The organism is Olleya sp. AS48 (assembly GCF_038900355.1).
Lineage (GTDB): Bacteria > Bacteroidota > Bacteroidia > Flavobacteriales > Flavobacteriaceae > Olleya.
Genome location: NZ_JBBMRD010000004.1, coordinates 34643 through 53671, shown reverse-complemented (window position 1 = coordinate 53671; position 19029 = coordinate 34643). Strand labels below are relative to the sequence as shown.

18 protein-coding genes are annotated in these 19029 nt (G+C 31.9%); 6 read left to right on the top strand and 12 right to left on the bottom strand.

Annotated elements, in window-relative coordinates; all coding sequences use genetic code 11:
• Positions 1-19: 19 nt before the first annotated feature.
• Positions 20-616 (bottom strand): hypothetical protein, encoded by a 597-nt coding sequence (locus WNY60_RS06450; RefSeq protein ID WP_342861888.1) that lies wholly within the window; start codon positions 614-616, stop codon positions 20-22.
• Between the two features lie 202 nt (positions 617-818).
• Here WNY60_RS06450 and WNY60_RS06445 point away from each other — a divergent pair, with 202 nt between their 5' ends.
• Together WNY60_RS06445 and WNY60_RS06440 are read left to right on the top strand one after the other, a co-directional pair.
• Positions 819-1691, top strand: coding sequence for an AraC family transcriptional regulator (locus tag WNY60_RS06445; RefSeq protein ID WP_342861886.1), 873 nt, complete (start codon positions 819-821; stop codon positions 1689-1691).
• 61 nt (positions 1692-1752) lie between these two features.
• The gene (locus tag WNY60_RS06440; protein ID WP_145004648.1) at positions 1753-2514 is read left to right on the top strand and encodes a hypothetical protein; all 762 of its coding nucleotides are present in this window, start codon (positions 1753-1755) and stop codon (positions 2512-2514) included.
• Positions 2515-2579: 65 nt separating this feature from the next.
• Here WNY60_RS06440 and WNY60_RS06435 read toward each other — a convergent pair whose 3' ends face one another.
• From WNY60_RS06435 to WNY60_RS06420, 4 genes are all read right to left on the bottom strand, one after another.
• On the bottom strand, positions 2580-3236 hold the full coding sequence (locus WNY60_RS06435) for an HD domain-containing protein (protein WP_191099603.1): 657 nt from the start codon (positions 3234-3236) through the stop codon (positions 2580-2582).
• Positions 3237-3239: 3 nt separating this feature from the next.
• Entirely contained in the window at positions 3240-4226 is a 987-nt protein-coding gene (locus tag WNY60_RS06430) for an acyl-ACP desaturase (protein WP_292948810.1), read from the bottom strand.
• 4 nt (positions 4227-4230) lie between these two features.
• Positions 4231-4968, bottom strand: coding sequence for a lysophospholipid acyltransferase family protein (locus tag WNY60_RS06425; protein ID WP_341587675.1), 738 nt, complete (start codon positions 4966-4968; stop codon positions 4231-4233).
• Positions 4969-5066: 98 nt separating this feature from the next.
• Entirely contained in the window at positions 5067-5477 is a 411-nt protein-coding gene (locus WNY60_RS06420; RefSeq protein WP_145004630.1) for a BrxA/BrxB family bacilliredoxin, read from the bottom strand.
• A 252-nt stretch (positions 5478-5729) separates the two neighbouring features.
• Between WNY60_RS06420 and WNY60_RS06415 the strand changes: the two genes are divergently transcribed.
• Genes WNY60_RS06415 through WNY60_RS06405 form a run of 3 tightly spaced genes read left to right on the top strand, consistent with a single transcriptional unit; the run spans position 5730 to position 9149 of the window.
• Positions 5730-6524 carry a TerB family tellurite resistance protein gene (locus WNY60_RS06415; protein WP_342861883.1) on the top strand — a complete coding sequence of 265 codons (795 nt, stop codon included), beginning with the start codon at positions 5730-5732 and terminating at the stop codon, positions 6522-6524.
• Positions 6525-6578: 54 nt separating this feature from the next.
• Positions 6579-7112 (top strand): sigma-70 family RNA polymerase sigma factor, encoded by a 534-nt coding sequence (locus WNY60_RS06410; RefSeq protein ID WP_145004623.1) that lies wholly within the window; start codon positions 6579-6581, stop codon positions 7110-7112.
• Positions 7113-7124: 12 nt separating this feature from the next.
• Positions 7125-9149 carry a hypothetical protein gene (locus WNY60_RS06405; protein ID WP_342861880.1) on the top strand — a complete coding sequence of 675 codons (2025 nt, stop codon included), beginning with the start codon at positions 7125-7127 and terminating at the stop codon, positions 9147-9149.
• Between the two features lie 95 nt (positions 9150-9244).
• Here WNY60_RS06405 and WNY60_RS06400 read toward each other — a convergent pair whose 3' ends face one another.
• The 5 genes from WNY60_RS06400 to WNY60_RS06380 form a co-directional block, all read right to left on the bottom strand.
• Positions 9245-10405, bottom strand: coding sequence for a metal ABC transporter permease (locus WNY60_RS06400; protein WP_342861879.1), 1161 nt, complete (start codon positions 10403-10405; stop codon positions 9245-9247).
• Positions 10398-11525, bottom strand: coding sequence for a metal ABC transporter permease (locus WNY60_RS06395; protein ID WP_342861878.1), 1128 nt, complete (start codon positions 11523-11525; stop codon positions 10398-10400). The genes WNY60_RS06400 and WNY60_RS06395 overlap by 8 nt, the downstream gene beginning before the upstream one ends.
• Positions 11525-12292, bottom strand: coding sequence for a metal ABC transporter ATP-binding protein (locus tag WNY60_RS06390; RefSeq protein WP_341587853.1), 768 nt, complete (start codon positions 12290-12292; stop codon positions 11525-11527). The genes WNY60_RS06395 and WNY60_RS06390 overlap by 1 nt, the downstream gene beginning before the upstream one ends.
• A 251-nt stretch (positions 12293-12543) precedes the next feature.
• Positions 12544-13455, bottom strand: a complete 912-nt coding sequence (locus WNY60_RS06385) for a zinc ABC transporter substrate-binding protein (protein WP_342861877.1) — start codon at positions 13453-13455, stop codon at positions 12544-12546.
• A gap of 41 nt (positions 13456-13496) precedes the next feature.
• Positions 13497-15746, bottom strand: a complete 2250-nt coding sequence (locus WNY60_RS06380; RefSeq protein WP_342861876.1) for a TonB-dependent receptor — start codon at positions 15744-15746, stop codon at positions 13497-13499.
• 105 nt (positions 15747-15851) lie between these two features.
• Between WNY60_RS06380 and WNY60_RS06375 the strand changes: the two genes are divergently transcribed.
• Complete coding sequence (locus WNY60_RS06375; protein WP_342861874.1) at positions 15852-16508, top strand: metal-dependent transcriptional regulator; 657 nt, start codon at positions 15852-15854, stop codon at positions 16506-16508.
• A 157-nt stretch (positions 16509-16665) separates the two neighbouring features.
• On the opposite strand, the gene feoB is transcribed toward WNY60_RS06375, so the two are convergent.
• Together feoB and WNY60_RS06365 are read right to left on the bottom strand one after the other, a co-directional pair.
• The gene (gene feoB, locus WNY60_RS06370) at positions 16666-18765 is read right to left on the bottom strand and encodes a ferrous iron transport protein B (RefSeq protein ID WP_342861873.1); all 2100 of its coding nucleotides are present in this window, start codon (positions 18763-18765) and stop codon (positions 16666-16668) included.
• Complete coding sequence (locus WNY60_RS06365; RefSeq protein ID WP_099568540.1) at positions 18765-18995, bottom strand: FeoA family protein; 231 nt, start codon at positions 18993-18995, stop codon at positions 18765-18767. The genes feoB and WNY60_RS06365 overlap by 1 nt, the downstream gene beginning before the upstream one ends.
• Positions 18996-19029: the final 34 nt, after the last annotated feature.

Below are 19029 nucleotides of genomic sequence, written 5' to 3'. Positions count from 1 at the left end.
TGTTTTTTGGATACTAATACTAAAAGTTGACAATTGATGTAAATGTGCGACCTTCGTAAGTAATAACGACTTTATAATCTTCTTTTTTATCTTCTAATAATTTGAATTTTTTACCAAAATTAATAGCATCTTTAACGGTTTCGGTATGTATTTTTTCAAAATAGCTTCCGTTAGTGTTGTAAAAAATTTCAATTTTATAATCTGTAGGGTTTTGGTTGTTTGATGTCACATACACCATATTGTATTTAGCGCTAACTACAGGTTTATTAATTACCGTTAATTTAGCTTTATTAAAAGTAACTACAGATAAATCTACTTTAAATGGGTAAGTTCTAATTTGATGTTTTTTATCTAATTCAAAAATATAATTTCCATCAGGTAAAGATGTCAAATCAAAGGACTTATTATATTGACCGCTTTTTTCTATAGACTCTTTATATAAAATAATTCCAAAAGCATCTTTAACTAATAATTGATCACCTTGGCTAACGTTTTCAAACATTAATAACGTTTTTCCGTCCTCTTTGTTTGTAAAAGTTACGGCTTCTGTTGCGTTGCTGCTTAGCGTAGCAAATACGATTGCTAAAGCTAAAATGTGTTTCATAATTTTTTTCATAATCTAAATCTTTTTAAGGATTACAGGTGCAAAGTTAATATAGAAGAGTAGTTTTAATAACAAGTCATTTGGCAACTTTATATGCTATTTTAACTTAATTACGTATTACGAAAACGTTATAGGTTAAAATAACACATATTAAAGCTAAATTAGCATACAACCATACTATAAGTTGTTGTAATTTTGTCAAAAGTTTAATGCAGTGAATACTAAACCTACATTTAAAAAAATTACACCTAGTTTTGGAAGCTCTATAATTGCGGTTCAAAAAACTAAAAAACGTAAACGAAGTGATGCATTTTGGCATTTTCATCCAGAGGTAGAGATGGTGTATGTTAATAAAGGAAAAGGAAGACGACATATAGGTAATCACTTGTCTTATTTTAATAATAGTCAGTTAATATTAATTGGTTCCAATTTGCCACATAATGGATTTACAGACCGTTTAACTTCTAAAGGAAAAGAAACCTTAGTGCAATTTCATCCTCAATTTTTAGGTGATGCGCTTAATGCGTTACCAGAAATGAAAAATGTTTTGCAATTGTTGGAGCGCGCAAAAAAGGGAATTCTGTTTAAGCCAGAAATAAAAAAAATAGTAGGTCCTAAAATAGAAAAGCTTCCTAAGTATGAAGGTATAAAGCGAATTACTAAACTTTTAGAAATTCTAGAATTGTTGGCAATAACCAATGATTATACATTACTTAATGAAAACGGTTACGTTTTTGAAACCCAACCGCAAGACACTAATAAGATTGATAAAATTTATAAATACGTTAATAAAAATTTTCAAAATCATATTACATTAGATCAAATAGCGCAGGAGGTAAGTCTTACTGTGCCAGCTTTTTGTCGTTATTTTAAAAAGATTACAGGAAAAACATTTACGCAGTTTGTAAACGAATATCGTGTCTTTTATGCTACAAAATTACTAACAGAAAGCCAAAGTAGTATTACAGATATATGCTTTGAATGTGGTTTTAATAACTTTTCTCATTTTAACAAAGTCTTTAACGAAGTGGTTGGTAAAAGCGCATCAAAATATAGAAGCGAAATAAAATCCATGGTGCAGTCTTAAATTTGTAAATTTTGTTATTTTCGTGACTTATTTAATAATTTAATAAATCAATAATTTATTTATGAAACTAAAATTACAAATTACATTACTTACTGTTTTAGCTGTTTTTATGAGCTGTAGCGAAGATTCTGCTACAGAAGAATTTAACCAAGCAAATCAAAATGCATCAGTTAAATTAATCACTAATTTGTCTGTTGTGTCTGCTCAAGATGCTTCAGAAAACCAATCTGTTACCATTAATTATAACGGAAATAATCAGGTCGCTAACATCACAGATGGTGTAGAAACTAGCATATTAGTTTATGACAATGACAACTTAACAAATGTAACAGGAGAAGGTGAAACATTAAATGTAGAAGAATTGTATGAATCGCCTTATGATGCTTTTGAAACTGGAGAAGTTTTGCAATATGATAGTAACATGAATCCTGTTAGTATTAGATTTTTAGAAGAAGAGTTTGACTTTGTTGCCAATACAATGAGTGTAGTGGAATATTTTGCAGAAATTGAATACGACGCAACACCAAATCCATTTTTTTACACGCTAGAAGCTGCCGGAATTATTGATGTGTTGGATAATGTAGATTTAAACTTTAGTATGGATGTTCAAGCACCAGAAATTGTACAAGCTAGATTATTATTACCTACAAATAACATTAAAAAAATTACGTATAAAGATGAAGATTTAACACCAATCTATCAGATTGTTGCTAATTATGTTTATGATGCTCAAAATTACCCTTCAACAGGAACTGTAACGTCTACAGATTTAGAGGATGACAGCGTAAGTGTTTATACAACTACTTTTACTTATATGGAGTAAGCACATTTAATCAGTAAAAAAGGTTATTTTAATGTTAGTATTGACTAACTTAAAATAACCTTTTTTTATTTCTCACCTTTCCATTCAGCATCAAATTGTTTTAAAAAGTCTACCATATATTGGTGTCGTTGTTTAGCAATTTTATAACCAGTAGTGGTATTCATTTTATCTTTTAAAAGCAGTAATTTTTCGTAAAAATGATTAATTGTTGGAGCGTTAGATGTTTTATATTCTGCTTTAGTCATATTTAAATTAGGCTTAATGTCTGGATTATATAAAGTCCTGTTTTTAAAGCCTCCATAATTAAAAGTGCGCGCAATACCAATAGCTCCTAAAGCATCTAAACGGTCAGCATCTTGCACAACATCCAACTCGATGGACCTAAATGTGTTTTCTAAGCCTATATTAGAACTATAGGAAATGTTTTCAATAATTTTAATAACATGATTAATGGTTGCCGAGTCTACGTTGTGTTTTAACAAAAAAGCACCAGCGACTTTTGGACCAATGGTACTATCACCATCATAAAACTTACTATCTGCAATGTCATGTAGTAAAGCGCCAAGCGCAACAACTAATGGATCAACGGTTTCGCCTTTAGCTATTAGTAGCGCATTTTTATAAACACGCTCCACATGAAACCAATCGTGTCCACCTTCGGCATCTTTTAAAGTGTCTTTTACAAAGGTTTTAGTGGCTTCAATTAGCTCTTGGTTAGACATAAACTATAGTTTGGCTGGTTCAACCCATTTAAATTGATAAGAGTTTTCTGGGATTTTAATTCGGTCTGCCAAACGTAACATTCTGTCTGGAAGTTTCATTAAGTAATCACGTGCTTTTTCAGCGTCGTCGTTAAGGTCTGTTATTTTGTCAATTTCCCAACGTTTAATTAATTTTTGTAAAATGTCTATGTAATCCATAGATGTATAAACACCTATACGTTGTGCAGTATTAGAAAACTCGTCAAAAACAGTGCTAATTTTACCTCCAGACTCTCTTAAAAAGTGAGCAGGCATTGTAATTTTTTGCTTCATCATATATTGAAACGCTAGCATCATTTGGCTTGGATCTACTTTAAAAATGCGCTCTACAAACTCGCTATAAGCATGGTGGTGTCTCATCTCGTCTCCCGAAATTATTTTACACATTCTAGCCAATTGCTTATTACCTTTTTCTTTGGCTAATTTTGCTACACGATTGTGTGAAACATAAGTTGCTAATTCTTGAAAACTGGTATAAACAAAGTTTTTATAAGGATCTCTAGCTGTACCAATATCAAAACCATCTGCAATAAGGTGTTGTGTGGTTTGTTCTATCTCGCGCATGTTAACACGACCAGAAAGGTATAGGTATTTGTTTAAAACATCACCATGACGGTTTTCCTCGCCTGTCCAATGTCTAATCCATTTTGCCCAACCGTTTTTACCATCTTGTTCTACACCTTCTATATCCATCAACCAAGACTCGTAAGTTGGTAAAGCTTCTTCTGTAATCATATCACCAACTAAAACCACCCAAAAATCGTAAGACAATTCTTTAGACAATTCTCTTATTTCTCTTACTTCTTCAAAAAAGTTAGGACCTTCAGAGTTTGGTAAAAAATCAGAAGGTTGCCAAATTTTTTCAACAGGGATTAAATATTTTTCTATTAAAGCATCAATATCTTTTTCTAAAAAAGACATGACTTCTAATCTTACATTTTTTGATGACATAACGTTATATTTTTATGCTATTTTTAATGGTAGTTTCTATGTGATTTAATAACGCTTCAGTAGAGTCAAAATCACTAGGTTTAACCGGTTTGTGTGCTGTAAATGTGATGTTATTTCCAATTCCCATAGGGAATTTTCCATAACGCAAATTTTTCCATGAATTATTGATAGTTACAGGAATAATAATTGCACTAGGCACATATTTTATTAGGGTTTCAAGACCTTTAGTATGGAATGGTTTAGGTTGTCCATCACGACTTCTGGTGCCTTCCGGAAAAATAACAGCAGCACGATTAGTCGATTCTATATAATCTGCAAATTTCCTAATAGCGACAATCGCTTGCCTAGGGTTTTTACGATCAATTAATACAGAGCCACCATGACGTAAATTGTAGGATACACTTGGTAGTCCTTTTCCTAATTCTTTTTTACTAACAAATTTAACATGGTGTTTTCTAAAATACCACATTAATGGAGGTATGTCTGCCATACTTTGATGGTTAGAGACAATTAAAACAGGTTGAGAATTATCTAAAGGATAAGGGTTTATAAATTTATGTGTAGAGCCTAATAGGTTTACGCATCGCATTAAACAAAACTGAAGGTAATCCACACTTTTTTTATGCGCTTTATATCCAAAAACATTAAAACATATCCATTGTATTGGGTGAAAAACAACTAATGTTAACCCAAAAAATAGGAAATAAATAACAGATAAAGGATAGGCAATAATTTTTCTCATTTTGTATTAAAAATTCTATCTATCAAAAATAGAAAAACCACGTTTAAAAAACGTGGTTTTTCTGTAATACTTAGCTTAAGTTGTCCTTTAAAAAAGGCTTAACAATGCTCGTTATAAGCATCAATAAGGTTTTCAGCAATTAATTCTGCTGGTCTACCTTCAATATGGTGACGTTCTAGCATGTGTACTAATTCTCCATCTTTAAACAAGGCCATGCTTGGTGAGCTTGGAGGAAAAGGTACCATGTGTGCTCTTGCTTGATCAACAGCCTCTTTGTCAACACCTGCAAAAACCGTTACTATATGTGTAGGTTTTTTGTCATTTGCTAAACTCATTCTTGCTCCTGGTCTTGCGTTTGCAGCTGCACAACCACAAACCGAATTTACAACCACTAAAGTTGTCCCTTCTTTTGCAATTGCAGTATTTACTGCGTCAGCTGTATGTAATTCTTCAAAACCTACGTTAGTTAAGTCCTCACGCATTGGTTTTACTAATTCTGCTGGATACATATTCTTGTAATTTTTTATTTATAAATCTATCTCATGCAAAGATAATCAAAAACCATGCAAAAATTATTATGGCGTTACCTTATAACACTTATGGTGCCATAAGGTCAGGCTATCGCTACTCGCTCTCTGCGAGGAGCTCAGACAGACCGCTCCATCCTTAACGCACAAAACAGCTAACAACAGTAACAAAAGCAATTAAAAGTATACCAACAAAGTAGTATATTTACTTTTTTAAAAATTAGAACAAAATTTATGGCTGGATTAAAATGGATAGGTGCAACTTTAGGATGGACGTTAGGTGGTCCAATTGGTGCAATTATAGGGTTGGCAATTGGTAGTCTAGGAGATGCTATGTCAGAAAAAGGAAACCTTTTAGGAAATGGTAACCCAAACAAACAGCAAAAAAGAGAACCAAATTACAGAACACAACCTAATTACAGAACCCAACAACAACGTCGTGCGCAAACAACGTCAGGAGATTTTGAGGTGAGTTTACTAATCTTAGCATCTGTAATTATAAAAGCAGATGGTGTCCAAGACCAACGCGAATTGGATTTTGTGCGCAACAAATTTGTTGAGCTTTACGGTAAAGATCGTGCTAATAAGGCTTTTAAATTATTTAAAAATATAAGTAACCAAAACGTGTCTACAAGAGATGTCTGTGGCCAAATCCAACAAATGATGGACCATGCATCACGTTTGCAATTATTGCATTTTTTATTCGGAATTGCAAAAGCAGATGGCATGGTTACCGATGATGAAGAGGATCAAATTAATAGAATTGCCAACTATTTAGGCATTAGTAGTCGTGACTATTCTAGTATTAAAGCTATGTTTTATAACAGCAGCAATAATGCTTATACTATTTTAGAAATAGACAAAACAGCCACAGTAGATCAAATTAAAAAGGCTTACCGTAATATGGCTAAAAAATACCATCCAGATCGTGTGGAGCATCTTGGAGAAGAGCATAGAAAAGGAGCAGAGGATAAGTTTAAACAAGTCCAAAAAGCTTACGAATTTTTACAAAAAGAAAGACGATTTTAATAAAACTATAGGAGACCTTTTTATGTTTTGACCATTAAAGAATAAAGATATTTTATGAATGATAAAAAAATATTAGAATTCTTTAAAACAGGTCAACGCGACAAAGCGTTTAAACAACTGTATAGTTTATATCCCAGAATAGAAAAACTAGTCTTATCCAAAGGTGGAAAACAATCTGATGCACAAGATGTGTTTCAGGAAGCATTAATAATCCTAAATCGTAATTTAGAACAGTCTGATTTTAAATTAACAGCTTCGTTTTACACCTATTTATATTCCGTATCTAGATTTGTATGGAAGGATATGCAATCTAAGTTTACTACTCAAGAGCTTCACGATTTAAAAGATAACGAAGTCTCAATATTTCAACATGTATTAGAAGAAAAAAAATATCGCTTTGCCGAGAACGCTTTTCGCGAATTAGGAGAACGATGTCAGCAACTACTTCAGCTATTTTATTTAAAAAGAATTCCTTTTAAAGAGATAGCAGTTACAATGCAATTTAAATCAGAAAAAATTGCTAAAAACCAGAAGTATAAATGCTTGAAAAAAGCAAAAGACATCTTTCATCAAAATTATCAATCTTAATTCGGCTCAGACATGGAAAATTACACACAACATATAGACTTAATCAATCAATATTTAAATAAAGAATTATCAAATACAGAGGTTTTAGCTTTTGAAAACAAACTTAAAACTGATGCGGAATTTAATGCAATTTACCAAGAGCATTTAATAGTCTTAGAAGGTATAAAACGCACGCAACTTAAAGCTGAAATTGCTTCTGCAAAAACCAGTTATATTCAACTAAAATGGATTAAAACTATTGGCTTAATAAGTGTTATTGCTTTAGTTTTAATCTTAGCTTATAACTTGTTTTTAAAAACAGAAACAACTCAAGATTTTGATCATAAAAATCAAAATTTAATTGAAACTAATATTGATTCAATTCCTATTATTGATAAAGTAGAAATCTTAAAACAAATTGATAGTTCAAAAAAGAAATTTGTAGTTGTAAAAAGAATAGTAAAACAAGTAGAAGTAGATAGTTTAACTAATCTTTATGGAGGAATAACAGTTGTAAAGGATACTATTATAATTGAAAAAATAGGATCTTATACTAAACAAGAATTTGAAAAAAACTTCCCAACTTATAAGCATATAATTCCAAAAAACGATTCAATTATTATAAATATTCAAAAAGTTGAAAGAGAATTTGGATCTACTGAAACCATTGTAAATTCAAATACTAAAAAACTTGAAGAAATTACTGAAACAAAATTTATTAACGACCAGTTATCATCATTTTATAATTCAGTAAAAAAACAACCCGAAATACAAACGATTAATAACGAAAAAGAAACGACTATAACCTTTAAAGAAGGTATCGTTTTAATCATTCCAGCAAAATGTTTTATTGATGCAAACGGGAAATTAGCTAGAGGAAAGGTTAATATAGAAGTTACAGAGTATTATAAATTATCAGATATGTTGCTAGCCAATCTAACAACTAAATCTGATGACAACCAATTGGAAACAGGAGGAATGCTGTTTATAAAAGCATTAAAAGACAACAAACAATTACAGTTAAAACCTGGAAGTAGTATTGAATATATATTCTCTTCAGACGCAAGTAAGAAAAAAGATATGCAGCTTTTTTTAGGTGAAGAAATTAAAAATGGCATTAATTGGACTTTAGATAAAGTCACACACAAAAGTAATGCTGTTTCAACTTCTACTGAAATGGTTTTAATTGAAGAAGACGACGTGGAAGTACCTATTCAATATGTGGAAGAAGTTCCTGTGTTTCCTGGATGTGAAAATGGTACAAACACAGCGAAAAAACAATGTTTTGATCAAGCACTTTCAAAACTAATATCCAAAAACTTTAATGCTAGTATAGCTGAAGATTTAAAGTTAAGTGGAAAACATAAAATTTTAACATCGTTTAAAATTGATAAAGAAGGAGAAGTTGTTGATATTCAGGCTTCTGCAGCGCATACTTTATTGGCTAAAGAGGCTATTAGAGTTTTAAAATTGATACCCAAACTAAAACCAGGGAAGCAACGTGATTATACTGTAATTGTACCTTATAGCTTACCAATTAATTTTAATGTTGATGGTAGCACAAAAAATAATCCAAGTGCTATTACTATAAAAGATAAAACGTCTTTTGAGAAAAAATTTGAAGAGCGATTACAAAATAAAGATTCCACGACCAAAGGATTAGTTGGTACTGTAACAGCTAGCGATGTGTCTAGATATGCTTTTTATGGTTCAAAGTTAGGTTGGATTAATTGTGATCGTTTTATTAGAAGTAATAAAGATGCTATAAAATTTAAACTAAAAATAAAGGATGCAGATGGCGCAGATGTCAAAATGGTGTTTAAATCTTATAATTCTATTTTACCAAGTAAAAGGGTTAAAGATGTTTACGATTTTGGTACTGTAGTTTTAAATGAAGAGGTTGTTTTAGTTGCGATAAAGATGATTGAGGATAATTTGTTTTTAGGGATTACAAACGCTACAACTAAAGAGATTTCAGAGCTTAAATTTGATTTTAAAGCAGTGAGTTTAGACCAGTTAAAATCTGAATTGCAAAAATTGAATAATGATTTTAATTAGCGTCTATTGACGAGGTGCAAGTGTCATTGCGAGGGACGAAGCAATCTAAGAATATAGTTAACGACAAGCAGATTGCTTCGTCCCTCGCAATGACTTTATCCTCTAAACAAAAAGAAATCGTCTTTCATGTCCTCTATCTGTGCATCTTTATTTGTAATAATATAATCAATTGCTTTGGAGGTAAAGGTGTCTCCCTTTTTAGTCAACGATACAATATCATTATTAACAATAATCATATTATTTTTAAGAGCCAATTCTAATACAGTTTTGGCTCTTACTTTTTGCCAATTTATGTGTTCTCTTAAATGGTTTACGTGACGTTCTTCAACCTCATTATGGTTTTTTAAATGCAGTAAAAAGGTCAATAGACTAACTTCAGTACGTTGTTGTTTTTCGCGATACATAACTGCTATTACACCTTTGTTTGGTGCAAATAAGTACACAGCTAAAAATATTAAACCTAACATTGTGGTAATAGATCCTGCAATGGATGCGTCTAACAAATGCGCCAACCAATAACCTGAAATGGCACTAAATATTCCAAAAAACATAGCTAAAGCTAGCATCTTTTTTAGATTGGTAGTAAGTAAATAAGCAGTTGCAGCAGGAGCAATCATTAATGCTACAACTAAAATAGCACCAACAGCATCAAAAGCACCAACAGTTGTTACGGAAGATACTGTCATTAATCCATAATGAATAATAGCAGGAGAAAAACCTAATGAAGCAGCTAAACCTTTGTCAAACGTACTTACTTTTAATTCTTTAAAAAAGGCAATCAAAAGTGTAATTGTAATTAGTAATATTATGCCAATAATCCACAACGATTTTGGGCCTATATCCACACCAGAAACGATTAGCCTATCAAAAGGCGCTAAAGCTAGTTCGCCAACCAAAACAGCATCAACGTCCAAGTGGACGTCATTAGCATTTTTAGCAATTAAAATAACACCAATACTAAACAAAGCCGGAAAAACTAATCCTATGGCAGTGTCTTCCTTTACTAAGCCTGTTTTTTGAATATACTCGACTAAAACCACGGTTATTACTCCTGTAAAAGCAGCTAAAACTATAAGTAGAGGCGAATTTAAATCCTGTGTGATAAAAAACCCAATTACAATACCAGGTAAGATAGAATGGCTTATGGCATCGCTAATCATTGCCATTTTACGTAGCACTAAAAAGGTTCCAGGAATAGCACATGCAATAGCAACTAAACTTGCAATTAACTGTATTTCTATTTGAGCACTATTCATCTTCTGTAGTTTGTTTAGTGTAAAGGTTGGAAGCAGTTTCAAAACCTGTTTTTGTTAAACTCCACATGTTTCCATCTAGTGTTACGTAATTTTTTTCGACTAACTTTTGAAGAGTTTTACGTGTAAATCCTTGAAAGTTATTAAGAAGCTTTATGGTATGTGGATGCGAAATATTTTCGTGTGTTTCAGCAATATGATACATAAAGGCTAAGGTTTTATGAAGTTCTAAATCGCGTCTATTTTTTATAAATCTAATCTGTTTAAATAATAAACCACGACTAGGAGAAAACACAAACGAGAATACTACAAACACAGCAGCTACTAATACAATAACAGGTCCTGTGGATAGATTAGTTTGACTAGCACTTATAGCTGTTCCAAAAACTCCAGAAAACGCTCCGAATATAGCTGCTAGAAGTACCATTTTTGACAATCTATTAGTCCATTGTCTTGCTGCTGCTGCTGGAGCTAGTAACATGGCACTCATTAAAACAACACCTACGGTTTGTAGTCCTAAAACTATAGCTAAGACAATAAAACTGGTAATTAAAATATCGATGACTTTAGTATTAAAACCTAAAGTTTTAGTGTAATCAGCATCAAAGAGTAAAATTTTAAATTCTTTCCAAAATAGCAATAATACAAATAAGCATAATCCTGTAACTATAGCCATTAGCCAAACATCGCTTTCAACTAAAGTTGCAGCTTGACCAAATAAATATTTATCTAAACCTGCTTGATTAGCATTGGGTTGTTTTTGAATAAAAGTCAGTAATAACATCCCAAACCCAAAAAACAGCGATAATATTAATCCTAAAGCGGTATCACTTTTTAGATGTGTTTTTTTTACAATACCTCTAATCCAAAAGGTTCCAATTAATCCGCTTACTAAAGCTCCTAAAAGTAATGTATTACTGTCTTTTGCACCTGTAATTAAAAATGCAATTGCAATTCCTGGTAAAGCAGCATGTGATATGGCGTCACCTAACAGACTTTGTTTTCTAAGTACAGCAAAACTACCTAACATGCCAGTGACTGCACCTAAAATTGCTGTTCCAAGTGTAATGGTTCGAAGTGTGTAGTCACTAAAGACTAAAGAAAAATATTCTTGTATATCCATTATTCTTGAATACTTACTTTGTAGTTAATACCGTAAGTCTTGGTTAAATTATCATCATTAAAGATGTCTTTAACTGGACCTGTTGCAATTTTCTTCACATTTAAAAAAGTAACCCAATCAAAATATTCTGGAACAGTTTGTAAATCATGATGCACTACAATGACTGTTTTTCCCGCTTTACGTAATTCTTTTAAAATATTAATTATTGCAATTTCTGTGGTGGCATCAACACCTTGAAAAGGCTCGTCCATAAAATAGATTGAAGCATTTTGTACTAATGCTCTAGCTAAAAATATACGCTGTTGTTGTCCGCCTGACAGTTGACTAATTTGTCTGCCTTTAAAGGGTAACATGCCTACTTTTTCTAAAGCTTCTAAGGCTGCTTTTTTTTGTTTTTGTCCAGGACGTTTTATCCATCCTAAACTACCATAAGTTCCCATGGTTACAACATCTAAAGCTGTTGTTGGAAAGTCCCAATCTACACTTCCTTTTTGTGGTACGTAAGCGACTAGTTTGCGTTGCTTGTCATAGGGTTTTCCATAAATAGTGACGCTTCCTGCTATAGGTTTTAATATGCCTAAGATAGATTTTATTAGTGTTGATTTTCCAGCTCCATTTGGTCCAACAATAGCCATAAGGACGCCTTCTGGGATTTCTAAATCAATATCCCAAAGTACAGGTTTGTAGTTGTATGCTACTGTCAGGTCATCTACTTTTACTGCTATATTTCCTGAGGAAGCAGTAGTTTTGCTCTTATTGTCACTCATGGTTTTTAATTTGTTTTTATTCATTTTTTGTTTGTTCAAAAAACGAATCAAAAAAGGACATCCAAGTCAAGGAATTTTTCAGTTTTTAAACTGAAAACCAATTCGAAAACTTCGCGTCGAAATGCGTTCTCCTATTTTCGAAGCTTTTCTTCATTTATTCTTCGCCTTGGCTCTCAATTCTTCGAATTGAAATAGGACATTACTTTTTATAAAATTATTGGTTAATCCTAATTTTTTTACTAACTACTAACTTATTTCAAAGCATCAACTATAGTGTTGACATTGTATTTAAACATACCAATATAGGTGCCTTCAACAGTTCCTGCGCTTCCTAAGGCATCAGAATATAATGTGCCTCCAATTTTCACATCATGACCTTTTGAGTTTACTGCTTTTTGTAGCGCTTCAATTGTACGTTTTGGTACAGAGCTTTCAACAAAAATGGCCTTCAGTTGTTTTTCAATTATAAAATTAGCTAAATTTTGAACATCTTTTACTCCTGCTTCAGTTGCTGTAGATAAACCTTGTAAACCTACGACTTCAAATCCGTAATTTTTTCCGAAATAATTAAAAGCATCATGTGCTGTCACTAATATGCGTTTGTCTTTTGGAAGTGTTTCAATTTTAGAGGTAATCGTTTTTTGTAGTGTATTTAACTTTGCTATGTATTCATCTTCATTTGCCTTATAATATTTTGAGTTTTTTGAGTCTTTTTCGATTAAAACAGCAGTAACTTTTTTAGCAAATTGCTTAAAATATTCAATATTAAACCAAACATGTGGATCGTAATTAGAGGCAAAATAATCAGACCCAATCAAGGTTGTTTTATCTATTTCTTCTCCTAAAGCTATTGGTGTTTTTGTTTTACTTCCCATTTTTTCAAATACCTCTACAAGTTTTCCTTCTAGGTGTAATCCGTTATAAAATATAACGTCTGCATTTACTAATTTGGTTACGTCACCTTCGCTTGCTTTGTATAAGTGTGGATCTACACCGCTTCCCATTAAACCATTAACATTTATACTGTCTTTACCAATGTTTTTTACTAAATCAGTAATCATTGTGGTTGTAGTCACAATATTTAACTTCCCGTTATCTTTTGTAGTGTTATTACAGCTAAAAAAACTTAAGGTTATTAAGGAAAGGAGTATTAATTTTTTCATTGGTCTAAATATTTATTACGAAAGTACTAAAGTACAAACAATTAGTTTAATGTATATCTTATACCTAGGAAAACTCGTCTACCTTGGTTTGGTCCATAAACATATGAGGGGTCAAATGTTAATCCATAAGGGTTGTCTGGTGTTGCTTGTGCGTTACCTTGAGCATCAAATTGTACATTATTATCAAAAGGATCATCTGCTCTGGCAATGATAAATGGATTGCCATTATTAGGCGTCCAATTTAGTAGGTTTTTAACACCTCCATAAATTTCAAAATTTTCAAGTCCATCGTAAGTTGCTTGAATGTTTTGGATACTCCACGTAGGTGAATATTCTTGTCTAGGATCTAGATCGCTTAATAATGGTAAGCGCATTGGTCCATAAATGTTTCCTGTATAGTCAAAGGTTAAATTAGTTGGATAGTTTTTATATGAAAAAGACCATGTTCCTGTAAACTTTTCGGTTAAAATTTGTCTTGTTGTTACGTTGTTTTCAGTTTGCTTTACATCCTGAAATGTTACTCCCAAACTTCCTTTTAGACCACTACCAAAAATAGCATCGACATTTAAACTGACTCCTTTTGAGGTAGAATAACCATCTAAATTATCATAAATTATTTGATTAGGATTTGTGTCATAATCTGGTATAATGGCATTTGTAAAATGTGTGTACCATAAGGACGCGTCTACAGTAAAAATCATGCCTTTTGTTGTGTATATTTTTTTTAGGTAGTTAAGGTTGATGTTATACGATTGTTCCGGATTTAAAGCTTCTTCAATAACAACATCTCTTGATCCTGTAAGTGCTGCATGCTCTTCTGTAAATAAATTAACAACTCTAAAGCCTGTTCCTGCATTAATCCTAAATATATCATTATCTGTTGGTTTGTACCTGTAGGCCAACCTTGGTGTAACTATAGAACCATGTCTTTTATCATAGTCATACCTAAGTCCTAATAATAATTTTTGTTTTTCTGTTAACGTTATTTCATCTTGTACAAATACCGAAGGAATAAATATTTTATCGGCCTCAATAGTTGCTGTTGTGTTGTCGTTATAGTAATTGTAGCGTCCTGTTATACCAAATAATAAATCATTTTTTATTGTTGGTTTGTCCCAAGTTAATTGTCCAAAAGCAATACGTTGTTGCGCTAAGTATGGTGTGTCACCATACACTGAATTTTGATCATGATCTGAATATGAAAATTGAAAATTTATGTTTTCTTTTAAAGGAAGTTGGTATTCACCAAGTAGCTCATATCTAGTTGTGTAAATGCTTTCACCATAGACTTCATTTCCTCCTCTGTAACTTTTGTTCCATTGTAGTTCTCCTCCCCAACGATCTTCATAAAAAAAGCGACCAGCAACAGATAATTTTTTATTGTTTTTACGTTTAAAATTCCATTTTTGAAAAACAGAAATACGATCCTGTAATGTTAAGTCTGTAAAATTGTCGTTGTTATTATCAATTGGATTACTGTAGTTAAAATAATTAGCACCTACCAAAACACTTGCTTTTTCACCAACATTAGTTTTAAAACCAACATCTGTATTTATTTCTCCCCAACCACTAACATTGCTGTCTGCAAAAAACAGTGGTGCATTGTCAGGATGTTTAGTAATGACATTTATTAATCCACCAACAGCTTCACTACCATACAAAGACGAAGCAGGACCTTTGACAATTTCGATTTGATCCATTAATGAATTTGGTATTCCTGACAAGCCATAAACCGTAGATAAACCACTAACAATAGGCATTCCGTCTATTAGTACTAAGGTGTAAGGTCCCTCTAAACCATTAATGTGTATGTCTCCAGTGTTACATACGTTACAGTTTAGTTGAGGTCTCACTCCGTTTACATTTTGAAGCGCTTCAAAAATATTTGCAGTAGGATTCTTTTTTAAAAAAGCGCTAGTATATACTTCAACAGGAACAGGACTTTCTAATCTGTTAACAGCTTTTAAAGTTCCAGTAACAACGACTTCGTCTAACGATTGATTTTGTATTAATTCAAAATTTATTTTTAAATTATCGATAACCTCAATTCTTTTTTTAAGGGTATTAAAGCTAGTATACGAAGCGATAAGTGTGTATTGTCCTTCTTTTATATTTTGGATAGTAAAGGATCCATCACTTGATGTTGTAGTCCCTTTTGTTGTGCCTTCAAGATAAACGTTTGCAAAGGGTAGAGGTAGTCCGTTGGAGGTAACTACACCTGATATTTCAAAAGCATTTTGGGCTTGACTGTAAGATGAAAAACAAAACATAATTGCAATAATGTACTTCATGTCTTAAAATATTTTTTTACAAATGTAATAATAAATTTAGACTAGTCTAAATTTATTATTTGTTTTATTTAATTCTTATATTTGTCTTATATCCATACAAGGTTTATGATTACACTTACAGAAGAAAATTATATTAAAGCAATTTATCATTTAGGTAAGCAAGGTGCAGAGGTTGTTAGTACTAATGCTATATCAGAATCTATACAGACTAAAGCGTCTTCGGTTTCTGATATGCTTAAAAAATTATCTGAAAAAGGATACGCTAACTATGTAAAGTACCAAGGTGTTAATTTAACCGAAAAAGGTCAATCCGTTGCTATTAATATTATTAGAAAGCATAGACTTTGGGAAGTGTTTTTGGTAGAAAAATTAAATTTTACTTGGGATGAAGTCCATGAAGTTGCTGAGCATTTAGAACATATCAGATCAGAAAAATTGATTGATGAATTAGATGCTTTTTTAGAATATCCTAATCATGATCCACATGGAGATCCAATTCCGGATAAACATGGAAATTTTAAACACATCGAAAAAATCATGTTATCACAAGCCATTATTGGTAAAACTTATAAATGTGTAGGTGTGGATGATACTTCTTCAGCATTTTTAAAATACTTGGATAGTAATAAAATAGCTTTAGGTACTAAGATTGTCGTTGTCCAAAAAGAGCCTTACGATAACTCAGTTAAAATTAAGTTTGGAGAGCATGAGTTAATGGTCTCTCAAAACGTAGCTAAAAACTTGTTTTTAAAAGAGGTATAGTTGTTTTAAAACTATTTATTGCTAGTGGCAGCCACAGTCGTCAGTACCACATGCTTTTTTTGATTTCGTTTTAACGAAATATTTTTTATAAAGAAAAAATAAAGCAAACCCTAGCGTGATAAATACCAGTATGTTTTGGACAATTGCGTTCATAATTTTATTTTAAAAATTGATAAGCTATTAGTGCAGATATGTATGCAATTGCTGTCATAATTACCAATTGTAACGTTGGCCATTTCCAGGTATTAGTTTCCTTTTTAACAACTGCCAAAGTACTCATGCATTGCATTGCAAAAGCATAAAAAAGTAATAATGAAATACCTGAAGCAAAATTAAATAAAGGACCTCCTAGTATAGGATTAACCTCTCCTGCCATTCGGTTTTTAATAGTGTCTTCATCATCGTTACCAACACTATAAATGGTTGCTAAAGTACCTACAAAAACTTCTCTTGCAGCAAAACTACTAACTATTGCAATTCCTATTTTCCAATCGTAACCTAAAGGTCTAATTACGGGCTCAATAGCATGTCCTGCAATACCAATAAACGAATGCTCTAGTTTGTGAGAAGCGATTTTTTGATTTAGTTCTTCTTCATTTAAATTTTGAGTAGCATACCCTGTAGTAACAATATTTTCTGCATTATTAAATTGTTCTCCTGGACCATAAGATGCTAAAAACCAAAGTATAATTGAAATTGCTAGTATTATTTTTCCAGCTCCAAATACAAACGATTTTGTTTTTTCTAAAACTGTAAGCGCAACGTTTTTAAATAATGGTAATTTGTAGTTTGGCATTTCAACCACAAAAAATGTTTTGCTTTTTATTTTTAATACTTTATTTAAAATATATGCCGATATAACAGCAGCTCCAAAACCTAGTAAATACAATAACATTAAGGTTAAAGCTTGGTAACTTAACCCTAGAAAACGTCCTTCCGGAATAACTAATGCTATTATAATTAAGTATACAGGTAATCTAGCAGAGCATGTTGTAAAAGGTGTTACTAAAATAGTAATCAATCGTTCTTTCCAACTTTCAATATTTCTGGTAGCCATAATTGCAGGAATCGCACATGCAGTTCCAGAAATTAAAGGCACAATACTTTTTCCGCTTAAACCAAAACGACGCATAATTCTGTCCATTAAAAAGACAACGCGACTCATATAACCGGTTTCTTCTAAAATTGCTATAAACAAGAATAAAAAGGCTATCTGAGGAATAAATATAACTATTCCTCCTAAACCAGATATGATACCTTCGGCTAATAAATTAGTAAAAGCACCTTCAGGAAGAGTGTTTTTAACCCAATCACTTAGACTTGCAAACACGCTATCAATAAAGTCCATTGGTACTGTTGACCAGTCATAAATGGCTTGAAAAATAGTTAGTAGTATAAAAAAGAAAATAACATAACCCCAAACTTTGTGCGTAAGTATGCGATCAAATTTAGTGCGTAAATCCTTAGCTTGACTAGCATCAATGGTTTGTCCTTTTTTAAGCGTGTTATTTATAAATTGATAGCGCTTAATGGTTTCTTTTTGTTGTAAACGTTTTAAGTCGCTTTTAGATTTAGTTTTAAAACTAGCAATAGCTTCGACTTCATTACGGTCCATCTTACCAAAATTTACATCTTGGGTAATTACTAACCATAATTTGTAAAGTAATTGGTTAGGGAAGGCTTTTCTTAATTTGTCAAAATATTCTTTATCTATTTCCGATGCATTTAAGCAAGGCGTAGTTGATAGTTCTTTATAATTAGAAATTAACTGTTTTAAGTTATCTATACCTTCATTTTTTCTGGTACTAATAACAGCTATTTTAGTTTGTAATTCTTTTTCTAAATGCTCAATATCCAATGAAATCCCTTTATATTTCATCCTGTCAGCCATATTAATGACTAAGATTGTAGGGATTTCTAAATCTTTTATTTGTGTAAAAAGTAGTAGGTTTCGTTTTAAGTTTTCAACATCACTAACTACGACTGCAACATCCGGAAAATCTTTATCGTTTTTGTTTAGTAATAATTCTATAACTACGTTTTCGTCTAGAGACGATGCGTTTAGGCTATATGTACCAGGAAGGTCAATGATGTGTGCTTTAACACCTCTAGGTAATTTGCAAATCCCTTCTTTTTTCTCAACGGTTATTCCAGGATAGTTTCCTACCTTTTGGTTTAAACCCGTTAAGGCATTAAAAACAGATGTTTTTCCAGTATTTGGGTTACCAATTAAGGCAATGTTGATTTGCTTACTCATTAAACTTCTTTTTCGATAATGATATGAATAGCGGTTTCTTTTCTGATGGCTAAATGACTTCCATTTATATTTAGGTACAATGGGTCTGCAAATGGAGCGACCTGAACCAGCTCTACACTATTGCCTGGTAAACAACCCATTTCTAGGAGTTTTAATGGTATCAAATGTGAAGACACGTCTATAATTATAGCGCGTTCTCCTCTTTTTAATGTGTCTAATGTATGGCTCAAGCTTATTTAGATTGATTTTAAAGAAGCAAAAGTA